Annotated in this window: 25 protein-coding genes and 1 tRNA gene; 12 read left to right on the forward strand and 14 right to left on the reverse strand. The window is 60.5% G+C overall.

The features are described from left to right. Window positions 1-101 precede the first annotated feature (101 nt). Window positions 102-401 (reverse strand): DUF6894 family protein, encoded by a 300-nt coding sequence (locus tag ACSQ3G_RS09890; RefSeq protein WP_436109899.1) that lies wholly within the window; start codon window positions 399-401, stop codon window positions 102-104. Window positions 402-494: 93 nt separating this feature from the next. Here ACSQ3G_RS09890 and ACSQ3G_RS09895 point away from each other — a divergent pair, with 93 nt between their 5' ends. Then, window positions 495-1,214 carry a Crp/Fnr family transcriptional regulator gene (locus tag ACSQ3G_RS09895; protein WP_436109900.1) on the forward strand — a complete coding sequence of 240 codons (720 nt, stop codon included), beginning with the start codon at window positions 495-497 and terminating at the stop codon, window positions 1,212-1,214. Between the two features lie 958 nt (window positions 1,215-2,172). Here ACSQ3G_RS09895 and ACSQ3G_RS09900 read toward each other — a convergent pair. From ACSQ3G_RS09900 to ACSQ3G_RS09915, 4 genes are all read right to left on the reverse strand, one after another. After that, window positions 2,173-2,262 (reverse strand) — tRNA-Ser (locus ACSQ3G_RS09900). 53 nt (window positions 2,263-2,315) lie between these two features. After that, on the reverse strand, window positions 2,316-2,795 hold the full coding sequence (locus tag ACSQ3G_RS09905) for a GNAT family N-acetyltransferase (protein ID WP_436109901.1): 480 nt from the start codon (window positions 2,793-2,795) through the stop codon (window positions 2,316-2,318). Between the two features lie 76 nt (window positions 2,796-2,871). Beyond that, window positions 2,872-3,456 carry a J domain-containing protein gene (locus ACSQ3G_RS09910; protein ID WP_046633704.1) on the reverse strand — a complete coding sequence of 195 codons (585 nt, stop codon included), beginning with the start codon at window positions 3,454-3,456 and terminating at the stop codon, window positions 2,872-2,874. A 138-nt stretch (window positions 3,457-3,594) separates the two neighbouring features. Then, the gene (locus tag ACSQ3G_RS09915; RefSeq protein WP_436109902.1) at window positions 3,595-4,749 is read right to left on the reverse strand and encodes an MFS transporter; all 1,155 of its coding nucleotides are present in this window, start codon (window positions 4,747-4,749) and stop codon (window positions 3,595-3,597) included. Between the two features lie 284 nt (window positions 4,750-5,033). Between ACSQ3G_RS09915 and ACSQ3G_RS09920 the strand changes: the two genes are divergently transcribed. Beyond that, the gene (locus tag ACSQ3G_RS09920) at window positions 5,034-5,459 is read left to right on the forward strand and encodes a DUF4864 domain-containing protein (RefSeq protein WP_046606992.1); all 426 of its coding nucleotides are present in this window, start codon (window positions 5,034-5,036) and stop codon (window positions 5,457-5,459) included. A gap of 9 nt (window positions 5,460-5,468) precedes the next feature. On the opposite strand, the gene tgt is transcribed toward ACSQ3G_RS09920, so the two are convergent. The 5 genes from tgt to coaD all read right to left on the reverse strand — a co-directional run bounded on the left by tgt (window position 5,469) and on the right by coaD (window position 9,433). Then, complete coding sequence (tgt, locus tag ACSQ3G_RS09925) at window positions 5,469-6,599, reverse strand: tRNA guanosine(34) transglycosylase Tgt (RefSeq protein ID WP_436109903.1); 1,131 nt, start codon at window positions 6,597-6,599, stop codon at window positions 5,469-5,471. Beyond that, the gene (queA, locus tag ACSQ3G_RS09930) at window positions 6,596-7,693 is read right to left on the reverse strand and encodes a tRNA preQ1(34) S-adenosylmethionine ribosyltransferase-isomerase QueA (protein ID WP_436109904.1); all 1,098 of its coding nucleotides are present in this window, start codon (window positions 7,691-7,693) and stop codon (window positions 6,596-6,598) included. The genes tgt and queA overlap by 4 nt, the downstream gene beginning before the upstream one ends. A gap of 65 nt (window positions 7,694-7,758) precedes the next feature. Then, a complete protein-coding gene (locus ACSQ3G_RS09935) occupies window positions 7,759-8,268 on the reverse strand; it encodes a peptidylprolyl isomerase (RefSeq protein WP_046633694.1) in 510 nt (169 codons plus the stop codon). A gap of 70 nt (window positions 8,269-8,338) precedes the next feature. Beyond that, window positions 8,339-8,911: a peptidylprolyl isomerase gene (locus ACSQ3G_RS09940; RefSeq protein WP_046667657.1), complete on the reverse strand. Its 573-nt coding sequence runs from the start codon at window positions 8,909-8,911 to the stop codon at window positions 8,339-8,341. Between the two features lie 27 nt (window positions 8,912-8,938). Continuing rightward, the gene (gene coaD, locus ACSQ3G_RS09945) at window positions 8,939-9,433 is read right to left on the reverse strand and encodes a pantetheine-phosphate adenylyltransferase (protein ID WP_436109905.1); all 495 of its coding nucleotides are present in this window, start codon (window positions 9,431-9,433) and stop codon (window positions 8,939-8,941) included. Between the two features lie 438 nt (window positions 9,434-9,871). On the opposite strand from coaD, the gene ACSQ3G_RS09950 reads away from it, so the two are divergent. Then, window positions 9,872-10,027: a hypothetical protein gene (locus ACSQ3G_RS09950; protein ID WP_436109906.1), complete on the forward strand. Its 156-nt coding sequence runs from the start codon at window positions 9,872-9,874 to the stop codon at window positions 10,025-10,027. A gap of 29 nt (window positions 10,028-10,056) precedes the next feature. Beyond that, entirely contained in the window at window positions 10,057-10,200 is a 144-nt protein-coding gene (locus tag ACSQ3G_RS09955) for a hypothetical protein (protein WP_167336316.1), read from the forward strand. A 146-nt stretch (window positions 10,201-10,346) separates the two neighbouring features. On the opposite strand, the gene tnpA is transcribed toward ACSQ3G_RS09955, so the two are convergent. Then, entirely contained in the window at window positions 10,347-10,781 is a 435-nt protein-coding gene (gene tnpA / locus ACSQ3G_RS09960) for an IS200/IS605 family transposase (RefSeq protein WP_436109907.1), read from the reverse strand. Window positions 10,782-10,960: 179 nt separating this feature from the next. Further along, window positions 10,961-13,777 (reverse strand): DNA gyrase subunit A, encoded by a 2,817-nt coding sequence (gyrA, locus tag ACSQ3G_RS09965; protein WP_436109908.1) that lies wholly within the window; start codon window positions 13,775-13,777, stop codon window positions 10,961-10,963. A 227-nt stretch (window positions 13,778-14,004) separates the two neighbouring features. On the opposite strand from gyrA, the gene ACSQ3G_RS09970 reads away from it, so the two are divergent. Together ACSQ3G_RS09970 and ACSQ3G_RS09975 are read left to right on the forward strand one after the other, a co-directional pair. Continuing rightward, the gene (locus ACSQ3G_RS09970) at window positions 14,005-14,634 is read left to right on the forward strand and encodes a MarC family protein (RefSeq protein WP_436109909.1); all 630 of its coding nucleotides are present in this window, start codon (window positions 14,005-14,007) and stop codon (window positions 14,632-14,634) included. A gap of 105 nt (window positions 14,635-14,739) precedes the next feature. After that, complete coding sequence (locus ACSQ3G_RS09975; protein ID WP_436111697.1) at window positions 14,740-15,885, forward strand: HPP family protein; 1,146 nt, start codon at window positions 14,740-14,742, stop codon at window positions 15,883-15,885. A gap of 49 nt (window positions 15,886-15,934) precedes the next feature. On the opposite strand, the gene ACSQ3G_RS09980 is transcribed toward ACSQ3G_RS09975, so the two are convergent. After that, complete coding sequence (locus ACSQ3G_RS09980) at window positions 15,935-16,492, reverse strand: single-stranded DNA-binding protein (protein ID WP_436109910.1); 558 nt, start codon at window positions 16,490-16,492, stop codon at window positions 15,935-15,937. A 246-nt stretch (window positions 16,493-16,738) separates the two neighbouring features. Here ACSQ3G_RS09980 and uvrA point away from each other — a divergent pair, with 246 nt between their 5' ends. After that, window positions 16,739-19,660 (forward strand): excinuclease ABC subunit UvrA, encoded by a 2,922-nt coding sequence (gene uvrA, locus ACSQ3G_RS09985; RefSeq protein WP_105415785.1) that lies wholly within the window; start codon window positions 16,739-16,741, stop codon window positions 19,658-19,660. A 24-nt stretch (window positions 19,661-19,684) separates the two neighbouring features. Continuing rightward, entirely contained in the window at window positions 19,685-20,497 is an 813-nt protein-coding gene (locus ACSQ3G_RS09990; protein WP_436109911.1) for a DUF72 domain-containing protein, read from the forward strand. Here the strand turns inward: ACSQ3G_RS09990 and ACSQ3G_RS09995 are convergent. After that, window positions 20,494-21,975 (reverse strand): NAD(P)H-hydrate dehydratase, encoded by a 1,482-nt coding sequence (locus ACSQ3G_RS09995; RefSeq protein WP_436109912.1) that lies wholly within the window; start codon window positions 21,973-21,975, stop codon window positions 20,494-20,496. The two genes, ACSQ3G_RS09990 and ACSQ3G_RS09995, sit on opposite strands and share 4 nt — an antisense overlap. A 343-nt stretch (window positions 21,976-22,318) precedes the next feature. Between ACSQ3G_RS09995 and ACSQ3G_RS10000 the strand changes: the two genes are divergently transcribed. From ACSQ3G_RS10000 to hspQ, 4 genes are all read left to right on the forward strand, one after another. After that, complete coding sequence (locus ACSQ3G_RS10000; RefSeq protein WP_007753933.1) at window positions 22,319-22,657, forward strand: P-II family nitrogen regulator; 339 nt, start codon at window positions 22,319-22,321, stop codon at window positions 22,655-22,657. 68 nt (window positions 22,658-22,725) lie between these two features. After that, window positions 22,726-24,135, forward strand: a complete 1,410-nt coding sequence (gene glnA, locus ACSQ3G_RS10005) for a type I glutamate--ammonia ligase (protein WP_037087011.1) — start codon at window positions 22,726-22,728, stop codon at window positions 24,133-24,135. 112 nt (window positions 24,136-24,247) lie between these two features. Beyond that, complete coding sequence (locus ACSQ3G_RS10010; protein WP_436109913.1) at window positions 24,248-25,171, forward strand: DMT family transporter; 924 nt, start codon at window positions 24,248-24,250, stop codon at window positions 25,169-25,171. 94 nt (window positions 25,172-25,265) lie between these two features. Further along, on the forward strand, window positions 25,266-25,595 hold the full coding sequence (hspQ, locus tag ACSQ3G_RS10015) for a heat shock protein HspQ (RefSeq protein WP_046667651.1): 330 nt from the start codon (window positions 25,266-25,268) through the stop codon (window positions 25,593-25,595). Window positions 25,596-25,663 lie beyond the last annotated feature (68 nt).

Below are 25,663 nucleotides of genomic sequence, written 5' to 3' on the forward strand. Positions count from 1 at the left end.
ATAGGGGAAAAGATAAAATTCTATTTGATATAGTTAATCGTATATTAACAACGATCACTCGCAGCCAAGATTAACTTCGCGGGAATCCAGGTATTGCACAGTCAAAGTTCCGGATCATCATACCATTGTGTCTGGAACGACAGCTGGCCGGTAAATACCGACTGCCCAAACTCGTTACGCACCTCGATGGAGATCGAGCCCTTGCCCCGCTCGGGAAATTCCTCGCGGGCGATGTCCGCCAATATCCGGCTCACCTCCCGGCTGATCTCCTCGCGGGTCGATATTTCCTGACCCTCATTGTCACGCACAGGCCCGTCGCCATTGATCAAATCGAAGAAATATCGCGCCATTCCATGCTCGCTGCCTTGAGTATCTATCGACCGAATTTCCTTTGCGGGCATTTGTTCCCGCCCAGTGGTCGGTGTTCCCGAGGGATCTATATGGCCTCCTCATCCGTTCTTTCCCTCGGATATTGACGCCCGCCGAGGATAACCGTGATCGACTCCTTACTTCTCAACCTGGAACAGCATGACCTTCTCACCGATGAAGAGCGCGACATCCTCAGGCGTATCGTTGGCCGTGAAAGGCGCTTTCTGGCGGGAGAAGACCTGGTGGTCGAGGGATCGAGGCCCGGCTACAGCAGCCTGCTCGTCGATGGGTTCGCTGCCCGATACAAACTGACGGCGGAAGGCTCCCGGCAGATCACGGCGCTCCACGTCGCCGGCGATTTCGTGGATTTGCATGCCTTCCTGCTGAAAACCATGGATCACGGCGTCATCGCGCTTTCCCCATGCCATGTAAGCTTTTGCGACCATGCCGACCTGAAGCAGGTGACGGAACAGCATCCCCACCTGACCCGGATGTTGTGGCTCGATACGCTGGTCCACGGCTCTATCCACCGCGCCTGGATCGTCGCGATGGGGCGGCGCTCCAAAGTCTCGCATCTCGCCCACATTCTCTGCGAACTCTATGTCCGGCTGGACGTGGTCCGCCGCACCAACGGCTGGACCTTTCACCTCCCGCTCTCGCAGGGCGAGATGGCCGATGTACTGGGATTGTCGCTCGTTCACATGAACCGCGTCATCCAGACGCTCAGGCGAGAGCGCCTGATCTCCTGGTCCAACCAGACGATCACCATTCTCGACTGGGAACGATTGCAGGAGGTGGCGGAATTCGACCCCACCTATCTCAGCCTGTCCGTGGAGCCACGGTGAGAGGCGTGAGGGAGAATCACGGTGAGGTATCATGATACGCCAACAATGGCGGAAGACCGGTCACCCGCTGAACCTGATGTATGGCAAGCCTCTACCCAACCGGCCTTCTGCGATCACCCCACCACCTCAGACACATAGACGGGATCAAACTTCGCGCAATGCTAGTTGAGCCTCGACACGCTGCGGAAGTTCGTCATAATCCCGTCAGTTATTCCGGGGGATTTTATGAAGTACTTTTTACTTGCTGTTTCAGCGTTTGCCTTGACTGCCTGCCAGACCCAAACGCCAGAGGAATGGAAGATGCAAAGATCATTCAGAAATTCAGCTGAACGTAGATGTCACGACAAGCAGGGGACGGACCTCTATTCGAAATGCGTTGAAAACGAGGTACAAGTAAGAAACCAGTTCGCGGAAAGTATCCTGGTTCGCTATGGCGCGAGAGCGAGGCGTTGATTGCCGCGCGCAATTGTTGCTCAAAGAGAACCCCGCTGACTAGGCGGGGTTTTGAATTGCGGCCGACCGATTGGGGTGTTGGCCGCATCGGATTTCAATCCCGAACTGAGGTTTGTATAGTCGTCCGAACGGGCGAGGTTGGCGCCGGCCTAACTGCACGATCTTCCCAGCCACAGATTTAAACGCAGCCGAGACGTTCGGGGTCTGCGTTTCAGTCGGCGTCAAGGCAGCATCTGGGGCAGGGCATCCGCCGGACGGCGCCGCAGCCACACGCCCGGTGGCCGCTCCATGGCTTATTTGCATGCTCTTCGCACACCCAGCCTGTAGCCCCGCCATCGCCCCGTGTTTCCATGCCCACATTTTCGCACCTCGATGCCCGCATTTATGCCCGCAAACGTGTGGGCATTGGTGCGAATGGATGCGAAAGCATGCACATAACTGGCACGCAAATGGCCGATGTTACAAGGGGCAAAGCGAGGCTATGCGAGCATATGCGAGGGAGGGATGGCGGAAGAGGTGGGATTCGAACCCACGGTACGGTTTCCCGCACGCCGGTTTTCAAGACCGGTTCCTTAAACCACTCGGACACTCTTCCAGTGCGCTGGCTTTATAACGGTCACGCGTCCAGCGTCAACCTCGCCTGCCCCATCAGCCCTCGGCGAAGCTTTTCAGCGTCTCGCCCGAAAGCCGATAGCGGATCCACTCGTTCATCGGCTCTGCGCCGATCGCCTCGTAGACCCGGATCGCCGGTTCGTTCCAGTCGAGCACGCTCCATTCGAACCGGCCGCAACCGTTCTCGACGGCGATCTGCGCCAGCCGCTTCAGCATCGCTTTGCCGGCGCCGAGCCCGCGCGCTGCCGGCGTCACATACAGGTCTTCGAGATAAAGCCCGTTTCTCGCCTGCCAGGTCGAATAGCTGAAGAACCAGATCGCCATGCCGACGGGCACGCCGTCCTTTTCGCAGACCAGCGCCCTGGTCACCGACGTCTCGCCGAAAATGGAGCTTTCGATCGTCTCGACGGTGGCCGCGACCTCGTGCTCGGCCTTTTCGTAGATCGCCAGCTCGCGGATGAAACCGAGCAGCGCCGCGGCATCCCCGCGAACACCCTCCCGTATGGTCAATGCCATCGAAAACCCTTTGAATTGAATGGGCTGAAGCTATGTCTTGAAGCTGACTTCGGTGTCAAGAGACGTATCGGGGCCCTCACTCGGCGGCGGTCTTGATCTCGATCACTTCGACCTCATAGGAATACCCGTCCAGCATGCCGTAGGCCTGCTCGATATTCTCGATCTCGGTCTCGGCCCTGCCGATCGCGTCGTTGATCGCTTCACACCGGGATTTCAGCATGCGACCCAGCACGTCCGTCTCGGGCTTGCGGCCGATACGGTCGATGTGGTTGCGGATGCGGGCGCGGTGGCGCTCCATCTCCAGGATATGGAAGCGGGCATTGACGATCTTGTCGGTCAGCTTGCGCCGTATGGCGGCGACCGGATCGAAACTTCCAGGCTCGCGCTCGTCGAGGATGATCTCGTTGACCAGCGTTTCGAGAATCACCAGCCCCTGGAGATCCTTGGTGTCGGCGAGTTCCGGGTCGTAACCCGTATCGTCGTAGACTTTTCGGCGTACCGGATCGGAGAGCAGTTCATAGGACACGGTCAGTTTTCCGAATGCGTCGACGTCGCCGCCGGCATCCGGGTGAACCGTTTTCGCGCGTTTGCGATAGGCGGACTTGATGGCTACGCCATCCGCCTCGCGCGAAACACCAAGCATCTCATAAGGGTCGATCACAGTGTCACCTGTTTTCGGCAAATCCGGTTTCATTGTCTAACGGCTAAGGCCAGCGGTCTCAACCCCTCACCGACTCTTGTGGCCAATTATGGGCAGGCCATATCCTTGCCGGATTTTCCCACAGGGCAGTTGAGCAGGCTAGCGGCGCCGGAGCGGCCATGACGGGCGGCGGCCCTCGGCGACGGGCGCCATCAGGAAGCTGACCAGGACGCAAGGCAGCAGCACCAGGAAGGTCGCGACGAGATCGACATGTTCGGCAATGAAGCCGAGCAGCGGCGGCACGCCGATCGTCGACAACATCAGCGTCAGGCCCAGTGCCGCGAGGTTTTCCGACGGCTGACCCTTGCCAAGCTCGATCGTTGTCGAGACCGCGAGCGGGTAAGCGAGCGCCACGCCGCAGCCGATCAGGAAAAGCGCCAGGCCGGAAAGCGTCAGGCTCGGCGTCGCCACGAGAAGGACAATCCCAAGAGCGACGGAAACGGCCGAGGCACGTATTAGCACCATGGATCCGAAACTGTCCCGCAGCATGTCGCCGGAAAGTCGCGTCAGCCCCATGCCGACGGTGAAGGCGGCATAAAGCACGCCAGCAATCGCCGGATCCGCCTTCAGCTGTTCGCGCAGAAAAAAGATACCCCAGTCGTAGACCGCGCCCTCGACGATGCAGAGGCCGAAAACCATCACGCAGATCAGCACGATCATCCTGTCCGGAAGCACATATGCCCCGCGCTTGTGGTCGGGCCGCGTTTGCGGAGACGCCTCCCTGGGAGTGATCCAGAACACCAGCAGGCACGCGGCGACGACGAAACCGGCGGCCATGGTCTGCTGCACGAAGGGCGTCACCGCCTTTTCGGCCAGGAAGCCGGAACCCAGGGAGCCGGCCAGCAGACCCACCGACCAGAAACCGTGGCTGCGGGACAGCACCTTCCGGCCGGTCCGCTGTTCTATGCCAGCGGAAATCATGTTGGCAGCCACGTCGAAAATCGTGCGGAAGAAACCGAAGAGAAAGAAACAGATCACGAATCCCACGACCGGAAAGACGGTCAGCGCCGGCGTGAGCATGGCGCAGATCGGCAAAGTGACGAGTGCCGTCAGCCGCGGCGTCAGACGGTCGTTGATGCGGCCGGCCAGTGGCAGAGCGAGAAAGGTACCGACAGGCGCGCTCAGCAGGGCCAGACCGAGGTCAGCCTTGTCGATTCCCAGCGACGCCTGGATAGCCGGCAACCGCGTGAACAGCGAAATGAAGAGGATGGCATTGCTGAAATAAAGCAGCGCCGGCGGTAAAAGGTTTTTCATCGAAATAGCATGTCCGGGCGAATCAATATTCCCGCCGCATTCCTGACAGTGTCGGCCGATACCGACAAGCCGCGATAACGGGACCCTGCCCTGCGCCTCTGATGGCCGGAATATCACGAAAATGTGCGGATAACGGCAGCGGCCACTTCAACGCGTCATCATTCTGTAATCATTCGGATTCGTTTGCCTTCAAGAAAGGCGTTGCGCAAAAAACTCGCAGGCGCCATCTTCTCCTTGCGCCCAAAGGCGCTAGCCTTCTGGTGCTCGCCCCTGGAGAAAGCCCGATGCTGGTTCGATATCTTGCAGTCGTTCTGTGTTTCGCTCTCTGTTCCTTCACCGCCGTCAAAGCCGAGGATCCCGTCGCCAACGCCCAGGCGGTGATTTCCGGCCAGATCGCCGCGCTCATGCAGGATGACGCGGAAAAGGCCTATTCCTTCGCCTCGCCCGGGATCCGCAGCCTCTATCCCAACAAGGACCGGTTCCTGGACATGGTGCGGAAAACCTACGAGCCCGTCTATCACGCCGGCAACTATGCCTTCGGCCGCTCGAAGATGATCGGCGGCGGGGAAGTGGTGCTGCAGGAAGTGATGATCAGCGCCAGGGAAGGGAAGGACTGGACGGCCATCTACGAAATGCGGTTGATGGACGATGGATCCTACAAGGTCAACGGCGTGCGGATGATCCGCAACACCGCCAGCCAGGGTATCTGACAGCCTCGATCAGACCGGATCGATATCGCCCTTCGCCCACATTTCCTGGGTTTCGGCGTAGAAATCGGCGAACCGCCCTTCGGCGATCGCCTGGCGGATGCCCTTCATCAGATCCTGATAATAATTCAGGTTGTTCCAAGAGAGCAGCATACCGCCAAGCGCCTCGTCGGCGCGCACCAGATGGTGCAGATAGGCGCGGGAATAATCGCGGGCGGCCGGGCAGTTCGATTCCTCGTCCAGCGGCCGCATGTCCTCCGCATGGCGGGCGTTGCGGATATTGACCTTGCCGCGGCGGGTGAAGGCAAGCCCATGGCGGCCCGAACGGGTCGGCATCACGCAATCGAACATATCGATGCCGCGCGCCACCGATTTCAGCATGTCATCCGGCGTGCCGACGCCCATCAGGTAACGCGGCTTTTCGAACGGCAGAACGGGAAGCGTCGTTTCGAGCATCTTCAGCATGACGTCCTGCGGCTCGCCGACGGCAAGCCCTCCGACCGCATAACCCTTGAGACCGAGCTGTTTCAGGCCTTCGGCCGAGCGGATGCGCAGTTCCGGCTGGTCGCCGCCCTGGACGATGCCGAACATCGCCTTGCCCGGCTGATCGCCGAAAGCGATACGGCAACGCTCGGCCCAGCGCAGCGACAGTTCCATCGCCCGCTCGATCTCCTTCGGCTCGGCAGGCAGCGCCACGCATTCGTCGAGCTGCATCTGGATGTCGGAGCCGAGCAGGCCCTGGATTTCGATCGAGCGCTCCGGCGACATGTGGTGCAGGCTGCCGTCCACATGGCTCTTGAACGTCACGCCCTTCTCGTCAAGCTTCCTAAGGCCCGACAGCGACATGACCTGGAACCCGCCGCTATCGGTGAGGATCGGATGTTTCCAGCGGATCAGCTCATGCAGGCCGCCAAGCCGGGCGACACGCTCCGCACCCGGGCGCAGCATCAGGTGATAGGTATTGCCGAGAATGATATCGGCGCCGGTATCGCGCACCTGGTCGAGGTACATGGCCTTGACGGTGCCGACCGTGCCGACCGGCATGAAGGCCGGGGTGCGGATCGTGCCGCGCGGCATGGTGATTTCGCCAAGCCGCGCGCCGCCATCGGTGGCCTTGAGATTGAACTGAAAAGTCTCGGTCATCGGTTGTCCCGGAAAAGAAGGCTGGAATCGCCATAGGAGTAAAAGCGGTAGCCGGTTTCGATCGCGTGCAAATAGGCCGCACGCATCGTCTCCAGCCCGCAGAAGGCCGAGACCAGCATGAACAGCGTCGATCGCGGCAGGTGGAAATTGGTCATCAGCATATCGACCGCCTTGAAGCGGTAGCCCGGCGTGATGAATATGCCAGTCGCGCCGCTCCAGGGTTTTACCGTGCCGTCGTCGGCTGCAGCGCTCTCGATCAGGCGCAAAGACGTGGTGCCAACGCAGACGATGCGCCCGCCGGCGCGTTTCACCGCATTCAGCCGCGCGGCAGTCTCGGCGCTGACATGGCCGATCTCCTGGTGCATCTTGTGCTCGGCCGTATCGTCCGCCTTGACCGGCAGGAAGGTCCCTGCCCCGACATGCAGCGTCACGAAATGCCGTTCGATGCCGGCAGCGTCGAGGTTCGAGAAAAGCTCCGGCGTGAAATGCAGGCCCGCCGTTGGGGCCGCGACGGCACCTTCCTCGCGGGCGTAGATGGTCTGGTAGTCCTTTTGGTCCTGTGCGTCTTCCGGGCGCTTGGCGGCGATATAGGGCGGCAGCGGAATGTGCCCGACCGCCATGATCGCCTCGTCGAGCGCCGGGCCGGAAAGATCGAAGCGCAGGGTAACTTCGCCGCCCTCGCCCTTGTCTTCCACGGTTGCGGCAAGCGAACCGATCAGGCAGGCGTTTCCGCCATGACCGAATTCGATCCGGTCGCCGATTTTGATGCGTTTTCCAGGCTTGGCGAAGGCTTTCCAGCGATCGGGCGCGACGCGCATATGCAGCGTCGCCGACACCTGCTGGCCGCCCGCCCCTTCGCGGTGACGGATGCCCTCGAGCTGCGCCGGTATGACCTTGGTGTCGTTGAAGACCAGCGCGTCGCCCGGTTTCAGGAAACCCGGCAGATCGGACACGCGGTGATCGGCAAGCACCGGCTGGCCTGCTGATTCTCCCTCTGGCCGCACGACGAGCAGCCGGGCGCTGTCACGCGGGCTCGCGGGCCTCAGCGCTATATTTTTTTCCGGGAGATCGAAGTCGAAGAGATCGACGCGCATGGATTTTCCAAAAAAGCGAAGCCCGCCCCGCCGACAGACGGAGCGGGCCATTCGTTCCGTAGAGATCAGACGTCGGCGGCGACGCGGACCGAAACGATCGAGTCGGGATCCTTGACCGGCTCGCCCTTCTTGATCTGGTCGATGAAGTCCATGCCTTCGATGACCTGGCCCCACACGGTGTACTGCTTGTTCAGCCACGGGGCGTCAGTGAAGCAGATGAAGAACTGCGAGTTGGCCGAGTTCGGGCTCTGCGAACGGGCCATGGAGCAGGTGCCGCGGACATGCGGCACGGCGGAGAATTCAGCCTTGAGGTCCGGCTTTTCCGAGCCACCCATGCCGGCGCGGGCCGGGTTGAAGCTCTCGGAACCCTGCTTGCCGAATTTCACGTCGCCCGTCTGAGCCATGAAATCGGGAATGACGCGATGGAAAACAACGCCGTCATAGGCGTTCTCGCGGGCAAGCTCCTTGACGCGGGCGACGTGGCCCGGCGCCAGGTCGGGCAGAAGCGAGATGACGACCTTGCCCTTGGTGGTTTCCATGATGAGGGTGTTTTCCGGATCTTTGATCTCGGCCATATGCTTTCTCCTTAATTCGGCACCCGATTGTCGTCTGCGACGGGGGCGCCCTTCGTTTAATTCCTGCGGCCTACTTCTTACCGACGGTGACCTTGATCATCTTGTCGGGATTGGTGACCTCGCCATTGCTACCCTGGCCGCGCTTGATCTTGTCGACCAGTTCCATGCCGGACACGACCTTGCCGACGGCGGTATATTGGCCATCCAGGCTCGGGTATTTGGTGAACATGATGAAGAATTGCGAGTTCGCGGAATTCGGATCCTGCGACCGCGCCATGCCAACGATACCGCGCTCGAACGGCACTTTCGAGAATTCGGCCGGAATATCCGGCATTTCCGAGCCGCCCATGCCGGCGCGAGCCGGGTTGAAGCTCTTGCCCCCCTGCTTGCCGAACTCCACGTCGCCCGTCTGGGCCATGAAGCCGTTGATGACCCGATGGAAGACGACATTGTCGTATTCGCCCTTGGCGGCGAGCGCCTTGATCTGCGCCACATGTTTCGGCGCAACTTCCGGCATCAGCTGGATCACCACCGGGCCATCCTTCAGCTCGATGGTCAGGAAATCATCCGGCGCGGCAACAGCCGGCAGAACCATGGAAGCGAGGGCGAAAGCGCCGGCTACGGCAAGACGAAGCAGTTTCATGGAAAGATCTCCGGGGTTCGGAAACGATCAGCGTTTCAGCTTGTTGTTCAGGGCCTTCAGGACCGCGGCAGGCACGAAGGCGCTGACGTCGCCGCCCATCGCCGCGATCTGCCGGACCAATGTGGCCGTAATGGGCCGCGACGCGGTGCCTGCAGGCAGGAAGACGGTCTGGATATCCGGCGCCATCTGCCGGTTCATGCCTGCCATCTGCATTTCATAGTCGAGATCGGTGCCGTCGCGCAGGCCGCGGATCAACAGGGCGGCGCCGTTGGCGCGGGCGGCATCGACCACCAGCTTGTCGAAGGAAACCACCGATACTTGGTTGGCTTTGCCCGGCAACGCTTCGGCAAGCGAGGCGCTGATGAGTTCGGCCCGCTCCTCGAAGGTGAACATCGGCACCTTGCCCGGATGAATGCCGATCGCGACGATCACCTTGTCCGCGACATTCAGCGCCTGGACGAGCACATCCAGATGTCCGTGGGTCATCGGATCGAAAGAACCGGGATAAAAAGCGGTGGTCATGCCGAGGTCCGGAACTGTTTCAGCGAAATTTCACGCGCCTTTTGTCACGGAAGCCGCCCAACCGCAAGCATCTCCCAATTCTGAACGAAAGATGAATGGCCCGTTCAAGGGCGTTTCAGCGGCGCCGTGGTCTTATGACGATCGTGGCGGGCGAAAGACCCGTGCGTATCTCGGGAGAAACGACGACAAATGCTGGCTTTGATGGTGATGGGAGCCGTGGTTCTCGCTTTTGCATTGGAGGCTTTCGTAGTCGCATTCGGACCGGAAGAAGCCTGAAAAAGACTTCGAATTCTGAACGCCAGATGAACAGAGCATTCAAGGACGCTTCAGAGCCACACGGTTAAGTATCTCTCAAAATGCGGTGGAACCTGTTTGCGCGATGCGCGTTCAGGCTAACAAGAAGGACAGATGGCGATGATCGCGAGAAGGAAAACGATCATGCTGGACAAGATCACCATGATTAACCTGGTCTGGACGGCCATGATTGCGGTGATGCTGACGGCAACGGTAACCCTTTATCAAGATAAATCCCAATTGGGAGATCTGAATTATCCGCAAGTAACGGGCCGTTATAGCGATCTCTCGTACTACTGAGGCGGATACACGGACGAGAAAGGAACCCCATGTTCGTGACGTTGACAGTACTTGCAGGTTTGATCAGCATCATGTTCGTGGCTTCCGTGGCCTCAACGATTTCCGAGCTCAGGCGCGAACGTGCCGACATGAAGGATTTCAGGGATTTCTCGCGCCGCCACAGCGTGTTCTGACGGATTGCCCGATTTGACGATTTGACAGTAGCGAACCGCTTTCACGCAGACTTTCCCGTCGCAAGCGGTTCAAAAGTCATGACCTCCACCAGAGGTGGAGGTTTGAAACGCTGCGCTTGAACCACTAGAAGTGGTTTTGCTATAGGTTAGTAGCTACGGTTAAAGAGGTCGGCAAAGTCGGAAGCTTTGTCGACCTTTTCCTGGTTACGGATATACCGTCTGACGACCTGCTCATCATAGCCAGTGGTCGAGACGAAGTACCCTCGCGCCCAAAAGTGATAGCCTTTGTAGCGCCGCTTGCGGGCATACTTGTTGGCAACGTAAAGAGCCGTCTTGCCCTTCAAGAAGCCGACGATGTGCGAGACCGAATATTTCGGCGGGATCGATATCAGCATATGTACATGGTCGGGCATCAGGTGCCCTTCCTCGATCCGGCATTCCTTCTGCTGAGCAAGCCTGTGCAAAAGGTCACCCAACTCACGGCGCAAGTCCCCGTAAAGTCGTTTCGTTCGGTACTTACTCGCGAAGACCACATGGTATTTGCAGTCCCATGTCGCGTGTGATTGCGATCGTTCTTCCATAGAACCTCCGTTCTGTGTCTCGGCCAGCCTAGCGGTCCAAGCACGGAGGTCTCTCAATCACTATGTAGAACTCGTCCAGTCCTCCACCGAAGGTGGAGGTTTATCTTGCTTACAACAAAAGCCGGAGGATTTTCATCCTCCGGCTTTTTATTTTGGCCATTCTTTGATTGAGGTGCGGCTTATTCCGCCGCACCCTCATCCGTCGGGCCTACATCCGGGGCGGCAGCGCCGAGATCACCGGTCTCGCTGACGATTTCCTCCGGCAGGCCATTGCCGTTTTCCTCGTCGCCTTCCGGCTCGCTGATACGCTCGACCGAGACAACCTTTTCGTCCTTGGCGGTCGAGAAGATCGTAACGCCCTTCGTAGCGCGGCTGGCGATGCGGATGCCGTTGACCGGCACGCGGATCAGCACACCGCCATCGGACACCAGCATGATCTGGTCGTTGTCCTCGATCGGGAAGGCGGCGACCAGTTCGCCAATCTCCGCTGTCTTGGACGTATCGGTGGCGCGGATGCCCTTGCCGCCGCGGCCCGAGGTGCGGAAGTCGTAGGAAGACGACCGCTTGCCAAAGCCCTTTTCGGAAACCGTCAGCACGAACTGCTCGCGGGCCTTCAGTTCCTCGTAACGGTCGTCGGAGAACTGTCCCTCCTCGGTGACTTCCTCACCCACGAGAGCGATATCCTCCTCGTCGACGCCTGCGGCGCGACGTTCCGTCGCCGAACGCTTGAGATAGGCCGCGCGCTCCCAGGGCTCCGCATCCACATGGCCGACAATGGTCATGGAGATGATGCGGTCGCTTTCGCCGAGCGTGATGCCGCGTACGCCGATCGAATTGCGGCCGGCAAAGACGCGCACGTCACCCACGGGGAAGCGAATGCACTGGCCGAGCGCGGTGGTCAGCAGCACGTCGTCCTGATCGGTGCAGGTCTCGACGGAGAGGATTTCGTCGCCCTCTTCCTCGAGCTTCATGGCGATCTTGCCGTTGCGGTTGACCTGCACGAAGTCGGACAGCTTGTTGCGGCGAACGGTGCCGCGGGTGGTCGAGAACATCACATCCAGGTTCTCCCAGGTCGTTTCGTCCTCTGGCAGCGGCATGATCGTGGTGATGCGTTCGCCCGGCTCCAGCGGCAGCATGTTGATCAGCGCCTTGCCGCGGGACTGCGGCGTGCCGATCGGCAGGCGCCAGACCTTTTCCTTGTAGACGATGCCGCGCGAGGAGAAGAACAGAACCGGCGTGTGGGTATTGGCCACGAACAGGCGCGTGACGAAATCCGCGTCGCGCGTCGCCATGCCGGAACGGCCCTTGCCGCCGCGGCGCTGGGCGCGATAGGTGCCGAGCGTGACGCGCTTGATATAACCGAGATGCGAAACGGTGACGACCATGTCCTCGCGGGCGATGAGATCCTCATCGTCCATTTCGAGACCGCCTTCGAGGATCTGCGTGCGGCGCGGCGTGCCGAATTCATCGCGCACGGCGGCGAGCTCTTCCTTGACGATCGTCTGGATGCGCAGGCGCGACGAGAGGATGTCAAGGTAATCGCTGATCTCGGCGCCGATCTTGTTGAGTTCATCGCCGATTTCATCACGGCCGAGAGCCGTCAGGCGGGCGAGACGAAGCTCGAGGATGGCGCGCGCCTGTTCCTCGGACAGATTGTAGGTGCCGTCCTCGTTGATCTTGTGGCGCGGATCGTCGATAAGGCGGATCAGCGCATCGACGTCCTGAGCCGGCCAGCGACGGGTCATCAACTGCTCGCGCGCCGTCTGCGGATCGGGCGCGCGACGGATCAGGAGAATGATCTCGTCGATATTGGCGACCGCGATCGCCAGGCCCACCAGGACGTGGGCGCGTTCGCGAGCTTTGCGCAGCAGGTATTTTGTGCGCCGGCTCACCACTTCCTCACGGAAGGAGACGAAGGCACGCAGCATGTCCAGCAGCGCGAGCTGTTCCGGCTTGCCGCCATTCAACGCCACCATGTTGCAGCCGAAGGAGGTCTGCAGCGGCGTGTAGCGATAGAGCTGGTTGAGGATCACGTCGGCATTGGCATCGCGCTTCAGCTCGACGACGACCCGGTAACCTTGGCGGTCGGATTCGTCGCGCAGGTCGGAAATGCCCTCGATGCGCTTTTCGCGCACCAGCTCGCCGATCTTCTCGACCATGGTCGCCTTGTTCACCTGGTAGGGAACTTCGGTGATGATGATCTGCTCGCGATCGCCGCGCATCGGTTCGATTGCGGCGACGCCGCGCATGATCACCGAGCCGCGGCCGGTTTCATAGGCGGAACGGATGCCGGCCCGCCCGAGGATCAAGGCGCCTGTCGGAAAGTCCGGACCGGGAATGATCTCCATCATTTCCGGCAGCTCGATCGCCGGGTTGTCGATCAGGGCGATACAGCCGTTGATCACTTCCACCAGATTGTGCGGCGGGATGTTGGTCGCCATGCCGACGGCGATGCCGCCTGCGCCGTTGACCAGAAGGTTCGGGAATTTCGCCGGCACCACGACGGGCTCGGAGAGCGTGCCGTCATAGTTGTCGCGGAAATCGACGGTTTCCTTGTCGAGATCGTCGAGCAGCGCGTGGGCCGCTTTCTCGAGGCGGCATTCGGTGTAACGTTCGGCCGCCGGCGGATCGCCGTCGATCGAGCCGAAATTGCCTTGGCCGTCGATCAGCGGCAGGCGGAGCGACCAGTCCTGCGCCATACGCGCCAGCGCGTCATAGATGGCCGAGTTGCCGTGCGGATGGAATTTACCCATCACGTCCCCGGTTACACGGGCGCATTTGACATATTTCTTGTTCCAGTCGATGCCGAGTTCCGACATGCCGTAGAGGATGCGCCGGTGGACCGGCTTCAGTCCGTCGCGGACGTCAGGAAGGGCGCGGCTGACGATGACGCTCATGGCGTAATCGAGGTAGGACCGCTGCATCTCTTCCATGATGGAAATGGGTTCGATGCCTGGAGGCAGCTTTCCGCCGCCGGGTGTGCTTTGCTCAGTCAAATCGGATCACGATCTCTGTTCGGAATCAGTTTCTTTTTTATAGCGGAAAGCGGTTCCGAGCGCCAATTTCCACAATGGTTTTGAACAGCTTTTGCGGCTTTAACACGGCTTTTGAACAAGGTCGAAACATGCCGCGACGCTGACGGGGTGGGCTTTCTTTCGCTGCCGGCCTGTCCTAACAATCTTCGCATGCGACTGCAAGGATTGCAGCCTGACAGGGAGAGGATATGGCGACCCCCGATATGCTGGTCAATGCGCTGACCACGATGCTCGTGACACTCGACCCGCCCGGTCTGGCGCCGGTCTTTCTGGGCCTGACCGTCGGCATGACCGCCCTCCAGCGCCGCCAGGTCGCCTTCCGGGGATCGCTGATCGCCTTCGGCATCCTCGCCGTCTTCGCGCTGTTCGGTTCGAGCGTGCTCGGGCTGCTCGGCATTTCGATCGGTGCCTTCCGCATTGCCGGCGGCCTGCTGCTCTTCTGGATCTCGTTTGAAATGGTGTTTGAGAAACGCCAGGAGCGAAAGGAAAAGACATCCCAGGCGGCGATCACCATCGACCACATCCACAATATCGCGGTGTTTCCGCTGGCGCTGCCGCTGATTGCCGGACCGGGCGCGATCTCGGCCACCGTCCTGCTTTCCGGCACCCTGCCCGGCGTTCTCGATCGGGCGCTTTTCATCAGCGTCATCGCGCTGATCATGCTGCTCGTCTACGCAACGCTTCTGGTCGCCGAACGGCTTGACCGTTTCCTCGGGGTCACCGGAAGGGCGATCCTCACTCGTCTGCTGGGCGTGATCCTCGCGGCGCTCTCCGTTCAGTTCGTCGTCGACGGGGTGCGGTCGGCCTTCAATCTTTAGGCCCGCACTCTTCGCGTGGGACCCAGCGTTAGGTAAGACCTGGGCGACAGAGCGGAATTTTCTGCTAAAACGCGATTCATCTCACCTCACTCGAAGGTCTCCATGATGCGCCGCATGTTGCGCCGGCTCCTGCCGGAAGCCACCCCCGTCAGCCCCAAGGAAAGATTGCGTGCCGCACTTGGCGCGCTCGTGGGCATTCTGGTGACGGGACTGCTGGGAAGCCTGGCTTTGAAGGCAGATGCAACGCTTCCGGCACTGGTCGCCCCCATGGGGGCTTCGGCCGTGCTGTTGTTTGCGGTGCCTTCCAGCCCGCTCGCACAGCCGTGGTCGATCCTTGGCGGCAATATCGTCGCCGCTCTTGTCGGCGTGACTGCCGCGCTTTTGATACCCGACCCCTTCCTGGCCTCGGCGGTGGCAATCGCCGTTGCCATCGCCGCGATGATGACGCTTCGCTGCCTGCATCCCCCGAGCGGGGCGATCGCGTTGACCGCGGTGCTGGGTGGGCCGGCCATCCACCAACTCGGATATGGTTTCGTGATCTGGCCCGTCGCCGGCAATTCGCTGGCCCTGCTGCTGCTCGCGCTGGCCTTCAACAATCTGACGGGCCGTCGATACCCGCACGCGGCCAAGCCGGCGGCCGATCACGGCACGACCGATCCGGCCTCGATCCAGCGGATCGGCTTTACCTCCGCCGACCTCGACGATGTCCTCAAAGAATACGACCAATTCCTCGACATCGACCGCGACGACCTCGAAACGATCCTGCGGCGGACGGAATTGCGCTCATACCGCCGGCGCGCCGGCCATCTCGATTGCGCCAGCATCATGTCGCGCGATGTGGTGGCGGTCGCACCCGACAATACCCTGAAGGAGGCGCACGACCTGATGCGCGCCCACCATTTCAAGGCCCTGCCGGTTACCAACGACAGGGCGGAAGTGGTTGGCATCGTCACCCAGACAGATTTTCTCGACAAGGCGAACTGGACGAGAGGCCGGCCGAAAATCGGTTTTGCCCAGCGTGTGCGCCTCGTCCTGTCGGGGGCCAGCGCACCGAACGACACGGTCAAGGACATCATGACAGCGCCTGTCAGGACGGTTGGCCCGGCCACGCCGATCGCAGACGCTATCGTCATCTTCGCCGAGGAAGGGCTGCACTACCTGCCGGTAACCCGGGAGAACAACAAACTGGTCGGCATTCTCTCGCAATCGGACGTCCTGGTCGCGATGCTCGCCGACAAGGCGGCCGCCTGATCGATAATTCAGGCAGCTGCCGTTTTATAAATCGATGCCGACCGACCGATCAAAATGGGATGTCGTCATCGAGATCGCGCGAGAAATTGCCGCCGGCCGGCTGACCGCCGGAGGACGGAGCGCCGCGGCTCGTGCCGCCCGCAGCGGGCCGGCGCTCGTAATCGTCGCCGCCGCCAAAATCGTTGCCGCCGAAATCGCTGCCGACACGATTGCCGCCACCGCCGCCGAAACCAGCACGGTCACCGCCGCCCTCGCCGCGGCCATCCAGCATGGTCAGCGTCGAGTTGAAGCCCTGAAGCACGATTTCCGTCGAATAGCGGTCGTTGCCGGTCTGGTCCTGCCACTTGCGGGTCTGCAGCGCGCCTTCGATATAGAGCTTGGCGCCCTTCTTCACGTATTGCTCGACGACCTTGCAGAGACCTTCGTTGAAGACGACGACGGTATGCCATTCGGTCTTCTCGCGACGTTCGCCATTGTTGCGATCGCGCCAGGTTTCGGACGTGGCGATGCGAAGGTTGGCGATCGGCCGGCCGTCCTGCGTCCGGCGGATTTCAGGATCAGCCCCCACATTCCCCACCAGGATTACCTTGTTCACACTACCAGCCATATTCATCACCTCATCTGCCGCCCGGTAACGGCACCAAAAATCAATCGCGACACTCTAGCTCATCGGGCCGAGCCATTGGGTTTTTGCGATCTTTAATCCACAGGCAATTTGTTCTTTATTTGTTCTATTTTATTCCTATAGTGCTGTCAACCGACTCGGGAACGGCGTTGCATGGCAGCAGTTTCGTCTCGACAGTCGTGGATCAATCACTACATAAGGGCCTTCGATCCTCCCGAGAGCATGAAGATGAGCGAACTGAAGAGCATTTCCATACGTGGTGCGCGCGAGCATAATTTGAAGGGCATCGATCTCGATTTGCCCCGCAATTCGCTGATCGTCATGACCGGCCTGTCCGGTTCGGGCAAGTCGTCGCTCGCCTTCGACACGATCTATGCGGAGGGCCAGCGGCGTTACGTCGAAAGCCTTTCGGCCTATGCGCGCCAGTTCCTGGAAATGATGCAGAAGCCGGATGTCGACCAGATCGACGGGCTTTCGCCGGCGATCTCGATCGAGCAGAAGACGACGTCGCGCAATCCGCGCTCGACGGTCGGCACGGTCACCGAAATCTACGATTATATGCGCCTGCTTTTTGCGCGCGTCGGGGTGCCCTATTCGCCGGCGACCGGCCTGCCGATCGAAAGCCAGACGGTCAGCCAGATGGTCGACCGCATCCTAGCCTTCGAGGAAGGCACGCGTCTTTATATTCTGGCACCAATGATCCGCGGGCGCAAAGGCGAGTATAAAAAAGAACTCGCCGACCTGATGAAAAAGGGGTTCCAGCGCGTCAAGGTCGACGGCCAGTTTTACGAGATCGCCGACGTTCCGGCGCTCGACAAGAAATACAAGCACGATATCGATATCGTCGTGGACCGGCTCGTGGTCCGCTCCGATATTGCCGCGCGTTTGGCCGACAGTCTCGAAACCTCGTTGAAACTTGCCGATGGGCTGGCCGTCGCCGAATTCGCCGACAAGCCGCTGCCGCCGGAGGAGACTTCGGCGGGCGGGTCCGCCAACAAATCCCTCAACGAGACGCACGAACGGGTGCTGTTTTCTGAAAAGTTCGCCTGCCCCGTTTCCGGATTTACCATTTCGGAAATCGAGCCGCGGCTGTTTTCGTTCAACAATCCTTTTGGCGCCTGCCCGACCTGCGACGGTCTCGGCTCGCAGCAGAAGGTGGATGAAGCGCTGATCGTGCCGGAACCTGCCCGGACGCTCCGCGACGGCGCGATTGCGCCATGGGCGAAATCCACGTCGCCCTATTACAATCAGACGCTCGAAGCACTGGGCAAGGTTTTCGATTTCAAGCTGTCGAGCCGCTGGAACGAGCTTTCGGCGGAGGCGCAGAAAGCCATCCTCGAGGGCACCGAGGAAAAGATCGAATTCCACTATGCCGATGGCGCCCGCTCCTACAAGACGGTCAAGAATTTCGAAGGCATCGTGCCGAACCTCGAACGCCGCTGGAAGGAAACCGATTCTGCCTGGGCGCGCGAGGAGATCGAACGCTACATGTCGGCAGCCCCCTGCCCGGCCTGCAACGGCTATCGCCTGAAGCCGGAGGCACTCGCCGTAAAGATCAACAAGCTGCATATCGGCCAGGTCACCGAGATGTCGATCCGGATCGCGCGTGACTGGTTCGAGGTGCTGCCGGAACAGTTGAACGCCAAGCAGAATGAGATCGCGGTCCGCATTCTGAAAGAGATCCGCGAACGCCTGCGGTTCCTGAACGATGTCGGCCTTGATTATCTCAGCCTGTCGCGCAATTCCGGCACCCTCTCCGGCGGCGAAAGCCAGCGCATCAGGCTTGCCTCGCAGATCGGCTCCGGCCTGACCGGCGTACTCTACGTTCTCGACGAGCCGTCGATCGGCCTGCACCAGCGCGACAATGCCCGCCTGCTCGATACACTGAAACACCTGCGCGACATCGGCAATACGGTGATTGTCGTCGAGCATGACGAAGACGCGATCATGAGTGCCGACTACGTGGTCGATATCGGCCCGGCAGCCGGCATCCATGGCGGACAGGTGGTGGCCGAAGGCACGCCCAACGAGGTGATGGCCAATCCGAAATCGCTGACCGGCAAATATCTGTCGGGCGAGCTCGGCGTGCCGGTACCGGCGGAGCGCCGCAAACCGAAGAAGGGCAAGGAGATCAAGGTTTTTGGCGCCCGCGGCAACAACCTCAAGAATGTCACGGCCGCCATTCCGCTCGGCGTGTTCACCGCAGTGACAGGTGTGTCCGGCGGCGGCAAGTCGACCTTCCTGATCGAGACGCTTTACAAATCCGCCGCGCGCCGCGTCATGGGCGCCCGCGAAATCCCGGCCGAACACGACAGGATCGACGGTTTTGAACATATCGACAAGGTGATCGATATCGACCAGTCACCAATCGGGCGGACGCCGCGTTCAAACCCCGCCACCTATACCGGCGCCTTCACGCCGATCCGCGACTGGTTTGCCGGCCTGCCGGAGGCAAAAGCCCGCGGCTACCAGCCGGGCCGTTTCTCGTTCAACGTCAAGGGCGGTCGCTGCGAAGCCTGCCAGGGCGACGGCGTCATCAAGATCGAGATGCACTTCCTGCCGGACGTCTACGTCACCTGCGACGTCTGCCACGGCAAGCGCTACAATCGCGAGACGCTCGACGTCACCTTCAAGGGCAAGTCGATCGCCGATGTGCTCGACATGACAGTCGAGGAGGGCGTCGAGTTCTTCTCGGCAGTGCCGGCGGTTCGCGACAAGCTGCAATCGCTTTTCGATGTCGGCCTCGGCTATATCAAGGTGGGCCAGCAGGCCAATACGCTTTCGGGTGGCGAGGCGCAGCGCGTCAAGCTAGCCAAGGAACTGTCGAAACGTTCGACGGGGCGCACGCTTTATATCCTCGACGAGCCGACGACCGGCCTGCATTTCCACGACGTCGCCAAACTTCTGGAAATGCTGCAGGAACTGGTGAACCAGGGCAATTCCGTGGTGGTTATCGAACACAATCTCGAGGTCATCAAGACGGCCGACTGGATCATCGATATCGGCCCGGAAGGCGGCACCGGTGGCGGCGAAGTGATCGCGGCCGGCACGCCCGAGCAGATCGTCAAGGAAAAGCGGTCCTATACCGGCCACTTCCTGAAGGAACTGCTGGAGCGGCGGCCGATGAAGAAGGTGGAAGCGGCGGAGTGAACCTCCGCACAAGGGAGGCAATTCATGACCAAAGCCGGCACAATACGCACGGGCATCGGCGGCTGGACCTTCGAGCCGTGGGAAGGCACGTTCTATCCTGAAAAACTGGCGAAAAAGAAGCAGCTCGAATACGCAGCCAGCAAACTGAAGGTCATCGAGGTCAACGGCACCTATTACGGGTCGCAAAAGCCCGAGACCTTCGCCAAATGGGCATCGGAAGTGCCGGACGGCTTCATCTTTTCTCTGAAGGCGAGCCGCTTCACCACCAACCGCAAGGTCCTGGCCGAAGCGGGGGAGTCGATCGAGAAATTCCTGACCCAGGGCCTGACCGAGCTTGGCGACCATCTCGGCCCATTGCTCTGGCAGTTCGCGCCGACCAAGAAGTTCGAGGCGGATGATTTCGAGGCCTTCCTGAAACTGCTACCGAACAAGCTGGACGGGCTGAAGCTGACCCATGTGGTCGAGGTCCGCAACGACACGTTCAAGGTGCCGGAATTCATCGCGCTGCTTACGGAATACAACATCGCGCCCGTCTGTGCCGATCATTTCGACTATCCGATGATCGCGGATGTGACTGCGGATTTCGTCTACGCGCGCCTGCAGAAGGGGTCGGACGATATCAAGACCTGTTATGCGGAAGAGGATATGAAAGCTTGGGCGAAAAGGCTGGAAACCTGGGCGGAAGGCAGCGTGCCGGACGACCTGCCTCTGGTCGATGACAAACACAAGCCGAAGAAGGAGCCGCGCGACGTCTTCGCCTTCTTCATCCACGAGGGCAAGGTGAACGCGCCCTATGGCGCGATGGCGATGCGCGAACTCCTGGAAAGCCGAAGCTAGGGATCCAGGAAGATGCCGGCATGGACGGCGAGATCTTCGGCCGTCATGCCCCTGCCCGCCCGCTTGCTGGCTTCGCCATGCAGGTAGACGCCTGCCGCGGCTGCCTCGAAGGCGGGCATGCCTTGGGCGAGCAATGCGCCGATCATGCCGGCCAGAACGTCGCCGGAACCGGCAGTCGCGAGCCACGGCGGTCCGTTGGTATTGATATAGGCGCGTCCATCGGGGCTGGCGATCACCGTATCGGCGCCCTTGTAGACAATGGCGGCATGGGCGCGGGCGGAAGCCGCCACCGCCTTTTCCATCTTGCTCAGGTTGTCATCCGCGGCGATGTCAGGAAACAGGCGGGCGAATTCGCCCTCGTGCGGGGTCAGCACCAGGTGGGGCTCCCCGCCGGCAAAGGCATCGAACAGGTCCGAGGGCTTTTCCTTGAAGGAGGTGATCCCGTCGGCATCGAGCACCAACGGGCGATCTTTCAGCGCCAGCGCGAACTGCCTCGCTTTCTTGCCGATGCCAAATCCCGGTCCGAGCACGAAGGCGGCGAGTTTTGCCGAACCGAGCCAGTTTTTCAGATCTTTCACCGTATCGACCGGATGCAGCATGATCGCAGTCAGCGAGGCTGCATTGACCGGCATGCCAGCGCTCGGCGAACCGACGGTCACCAGCCCTGCCCCTGCCTTCAGGCCCGCCGTCGCCGAAAGCCGAGCCGCGCCGGTCTTGCCCGCCTCCCCGGAAAACACGGCCAGATGGCCGCGGCGGTATTTATGGGTTTCGCTTCCCGGCTCGACCAAGAGGCTGCGCCACAATTCCGGTCCGTTTTCCCTCGTCTCGCCGGCAACCTCACGGATAATGCGGGCCGGAATGCCGATATCGAAAACCTCGACGTCACCGCAGAGAGACCTGCCCGGCAGCAGCAGGTGGCCCGGCTTTCGGGTCATGAAGGTGACCGTATGGGCGGCCTGGAAGGCGGCGCCGAGCGGTACGCCACGCCTTCCGCAGAGACCGGAAGGCAGGTCGACGGCGATAACCGGTATCCGCGCCTCGCCAACCCAGCGGATCAGATCCGCGACAATGTCGGGCACGTCACGCGTCAGGCCGGCGCCGAATAGCGCATCGACCACCACGTGCCCCGCCATCGGCCGATAGGCCTGGAGCGGTTCAGACGGCAGGCCGCAGAGCTCGCGCGCCTGCCTGGCATCTCCCTTCAGCTTCTGCGGGTCGCCGAGATGATAGACGCGAACGGACGCGCCGGCTTGGTCAAGCGCGCGGGCCGCCACATATCCGTCGCCGCCATTGTTTCCGGGGCCGCAGAGCACGACAAAACGCAAGGCGCCGGGAAATTGCCGGAGTGCGGCCGCCGCAACCGCCTGCCCTGCCCGCTCCATCAGAGCGAACGGCGGAATGCCGGATCGGGCAGAGGCGGCGTCCGCCGCTGCCATCTCGTCGGGTGTCAGAAGCAATGAGACAAGCGAAGCATCCATAGGCGCAATTGAACGGAAAGATGATCAGAAAACAAGCGCCGTCTGGCCCGTCAAATAGGCAAAAAATTGTGCAAATGCCTAAATTTACATCCGCACTCGCAGTATATTCGACAATGCTTAACTAGAGGAAAAACTTCAAAAAACTCCGATTCTTGTGCCGCAACGCACCAATTGTGAGAAAAACGGAAGCAATTTTGTCACTGAAGCTGCTGTTTTGTAGGGAATTAGGGCAAAACCGCATTATTTTTTTGAAAGTGTCGTCCGAGTTTGGCACGATAACTGCATTGGCATGTGCGAGCGGGTAACGGCCTGCTTCAAGAGAGAAGCGGAGATATAGTTTCTCATGAAAAAGATCGAAGCGATCATCAAGCCTTTCAAGCTCGACGAAGTGAAGGAAGCCCTTCAGGAAGTCGGTTTGCAGGGGATCACAGTGACCGAAGCCAAGGGCTTTGGCCGCCAGAAGGGCCATACCGAGCTCTATCGCGGCGCGGAGTACGTCGTCGATTTTCTGCCGAAGGTCAAAGTTGAGGTCGTCCTGGCGGACGAGAACGCGGATGCCGTCATTGAAGCCATCCGCAATGCGGCACAGACTGGACGGATTGGAGACGGCAAGATATTCGTTTCCAATGTGGAGGAAGTCATCCGCATCCGCACCGGTGAAACGGGCGTGGACGCCATCTAAACGCCCCCAATAAACGCCCTAGGGCCAAAGGCCGGGGTTTCATCGTCATCGTACATCGAGGAGGCCATATGACGAGCGCAAGCGAAATCATGAAACAAATCAAGGAAAACGACGTCAAGTTCGTGGACCTGCGCTTTACCGACCCCAAGGGCAAGCTGCAGCATGTCACCATGGACGTCGTCTGCGTCGATGAGGACATGTTCGCCGATGGCGTCATGTTCGACGGTTCCTCGATCGGCGGCTGGAAGGCCATCAACGAGTCGGACATGGTGCTGATGCCCGACCCGGCGACGGTCCACATGGATCCGTTCTTCGCCCAGTCGACCATGGTCATCTTCTGCGACATCCTCGATCCGATTTCCGGCGAAGCCTATAACCGCGATCCGCGCGGCACCGCCAAGAAGGCCGAAGCCTATCTCAAGGCATCGGGCATCGGCGATACGGTATTTGTCGGCCCCGAGCCGGAATTCTTCGTGTTCGACGACGTCAAGTACAAGGCCGACCCTTACAACACGGGCTTCAAGCTCGACTCGTCCGAACTGCCGTCGAACGACGACACGGACTACGAGACCGGCAACCTTGGCCACCGCCCCCGCGTCAAGGGCGGCTACTTCCCGGTTCCGCCGGTCGACAGCCTGCAGGACATGCGCTCCGAAATGCTGACCGTGCTCGCCGAAATGGGCGTGGTCGTCGAAAAGCATCACCACGAAGTGGCTTCCGCCCAGCACGAGCTCGGCGTCAAGTTCGACACGCTGGTGCGCAACGCCGACAAGATCCAGATCTACAAGTATGTCGTGCACCAGGTCGCCAATGCCTATGGCAAGACCGCGACCTTCATGCCGAAGCCGATCTTCGGCGACAACGGCTCGGGCATGCACGTGCACCAGTCGATCTGGAAGGACGGCAAGCCGACTTTCGCCGGCGACGAATATGCCGGCCTTTCCGAGAGCTGCCTCTTCTATATCGGCGGCATCATCAAACATGCCAAGGCGATCAACGCCTTCACCAACCCGACGACGAATTCCTACAAGCGTCTCGTCCCGGGTTATGAAGCGCCGGTTCTGCTCGCTTACTCGGCTCGCAACCGCTCGGCTTCGTGCCGCATTCCCTTCGGCACAGGACCGAAGTCGAAGCGCGTCGAAGTCCGCTTCCCGGATCCGCTGGCAAACCCCTATCTTGCCTTTGCTGCCATGCTGATGGCCGGCCTCGACGGCATCAAGAACAAGATCCATCCCGGCAAGGCCATGGACAAGGATCTCTACGACCTGCCGCCGAAGGAACTGAAGAAGATCCCGACCGTCTGCGGTTCTCTGCGCGAAGCCCTCGAAAACCTCGATCGCGACCGCAAGTTCCTGACCGCCGGCGGCGTCTTCGACGACGACCAGATCGACGCTTATATCGAGCTCAAGATGGTGGAAGTCATGCGCTTCGAAATGACGCCGCATCCGGTCGAGTTCGACATGTACTATTCGGCCTGATCCGACTGGGCGCGATTTCCGCGCTTGGCTGCGTTAAGAACGGCGGGCCGCAAGCCCGCCGTTTTCCATTTCGCCGAGCCTTGTGGCTTGCGCCTCCATTGCCGGTGTGCCGATGACCTCCCCCAACTCTCCACAACCGCGCCCGATCGACTGGGTGATCTTCGCGCTCGTGCCGGTGTTCTTTTCCAGCAACCTGATCTTCGGACGCGGCGTGATCGGCGAGATCGGGCCGTTCATCACCGCCTTCATCCGCTGGGCCGGAGCAACGCTGATCATCGTGCCGCTGCTGTATCTCGACTGGGCGGCTGCCTGGACCTTTGTGCGCCGGCATACCTGGCTTTGGTTGTGGCTGGGTTTCCTGAGCATCGGCATCAGCGGCGGCTTCGTCTATTGGGCGCTGACGCTGACGACGGCATCGAATGCGACGCTGATCTACACGACCTCATCGCTGTTCATCATCCTTTTCGAATGGCAGTTTTCCGGCCGCCGGATCGGCGGCCGCGAGCTTCTGGGCATGGCGGTCGCATTCGCCGGCGTGGCGGCGATCGTGCTGCGTGGCGACGTCGGCGCCCTGGCGCACATGAATTTCAATGTCGGCGACCTCGGCATGCTCGTGGCGGCGATCGCCTTTGCGATCTATTCGCTCCTGCTGCGCCGCCCGGCGGCCCAGGCGATCCGGCCATTCACGCTGTTCGCGCTGATCGGCTTTTCCGGGTCGCTCCCCCTGCTGCCCCCGGCGCTCTGGGAATTCTTCCATGGCGGACTGCTGCCGACGACGTTTTCAGCCTGGTCGAAGATTGCCGGCATCATCCTGTTTGCCTCGCTTGCAGCGTTTTATTGCTTTCAGCATACGGTGAGGATATTTGGTCCGGCGACGGCGGGAGTGACGCTTTACATGATGCCGCCGGTCTCTATCGTCATGGCGGTGATATTCCTCGGCGAGACTTTTGAAAGCTATCACGCGGTCGGCATCGTTCTAGTGCTCGGCGGCATAGTTCTGGCGACGACCCGGCCGCGGAGGCTGACTAAGTCTTAAGTCTATCCCGTGGAACGAAGCGGGCCGGTCTGCATTAATCTCTTGATGTCGGAGAATTTTATTCCCACATTAGGATGCGAAAGGACATCGCACCATGAAACAACGCCACGCTAAATTTACCATCGGAGAAGTGGTCCGCCACAAGGTCTTTCCGTTCCGGGGCGTCGTGTTCGATGTGGATCCGGAATTCGCAAATACGGAAGAATGGTGGAATTCCATTCCCGCGGAAATCCGGCCGAACAAGGACCAGCCCTTCTATCATCTCCTCGCGGAGAATGACGAGACGGAGTATGTCGCCTATGTCTCGGAGCAGAACCTGGAACACGACGAAAACGATGCCCCGCTGCGCAATCCGCAGGTCTACCAGATCTTCGATCGCGGCCCATCCGGTCAGTTGAAGCCCAAGATCATACTGGCCCACTAACCCGAATTCGCAAGACCCGGAAAGGCGTCGGCATTCTGTCGGCGCTTTTTTCATGTCCGGAATCAGAA

The organism is Neorhizobium tomejilense, from assembly GCF_964254135.1.
Taxonomy (GTDB): domain Bacteria; phylum Pseudomonadota; class Alphaproteobacteria; order Rhizobiales; family Rhizobiaceae; genus Neorhizobium; species Neorhizobium tomejilense.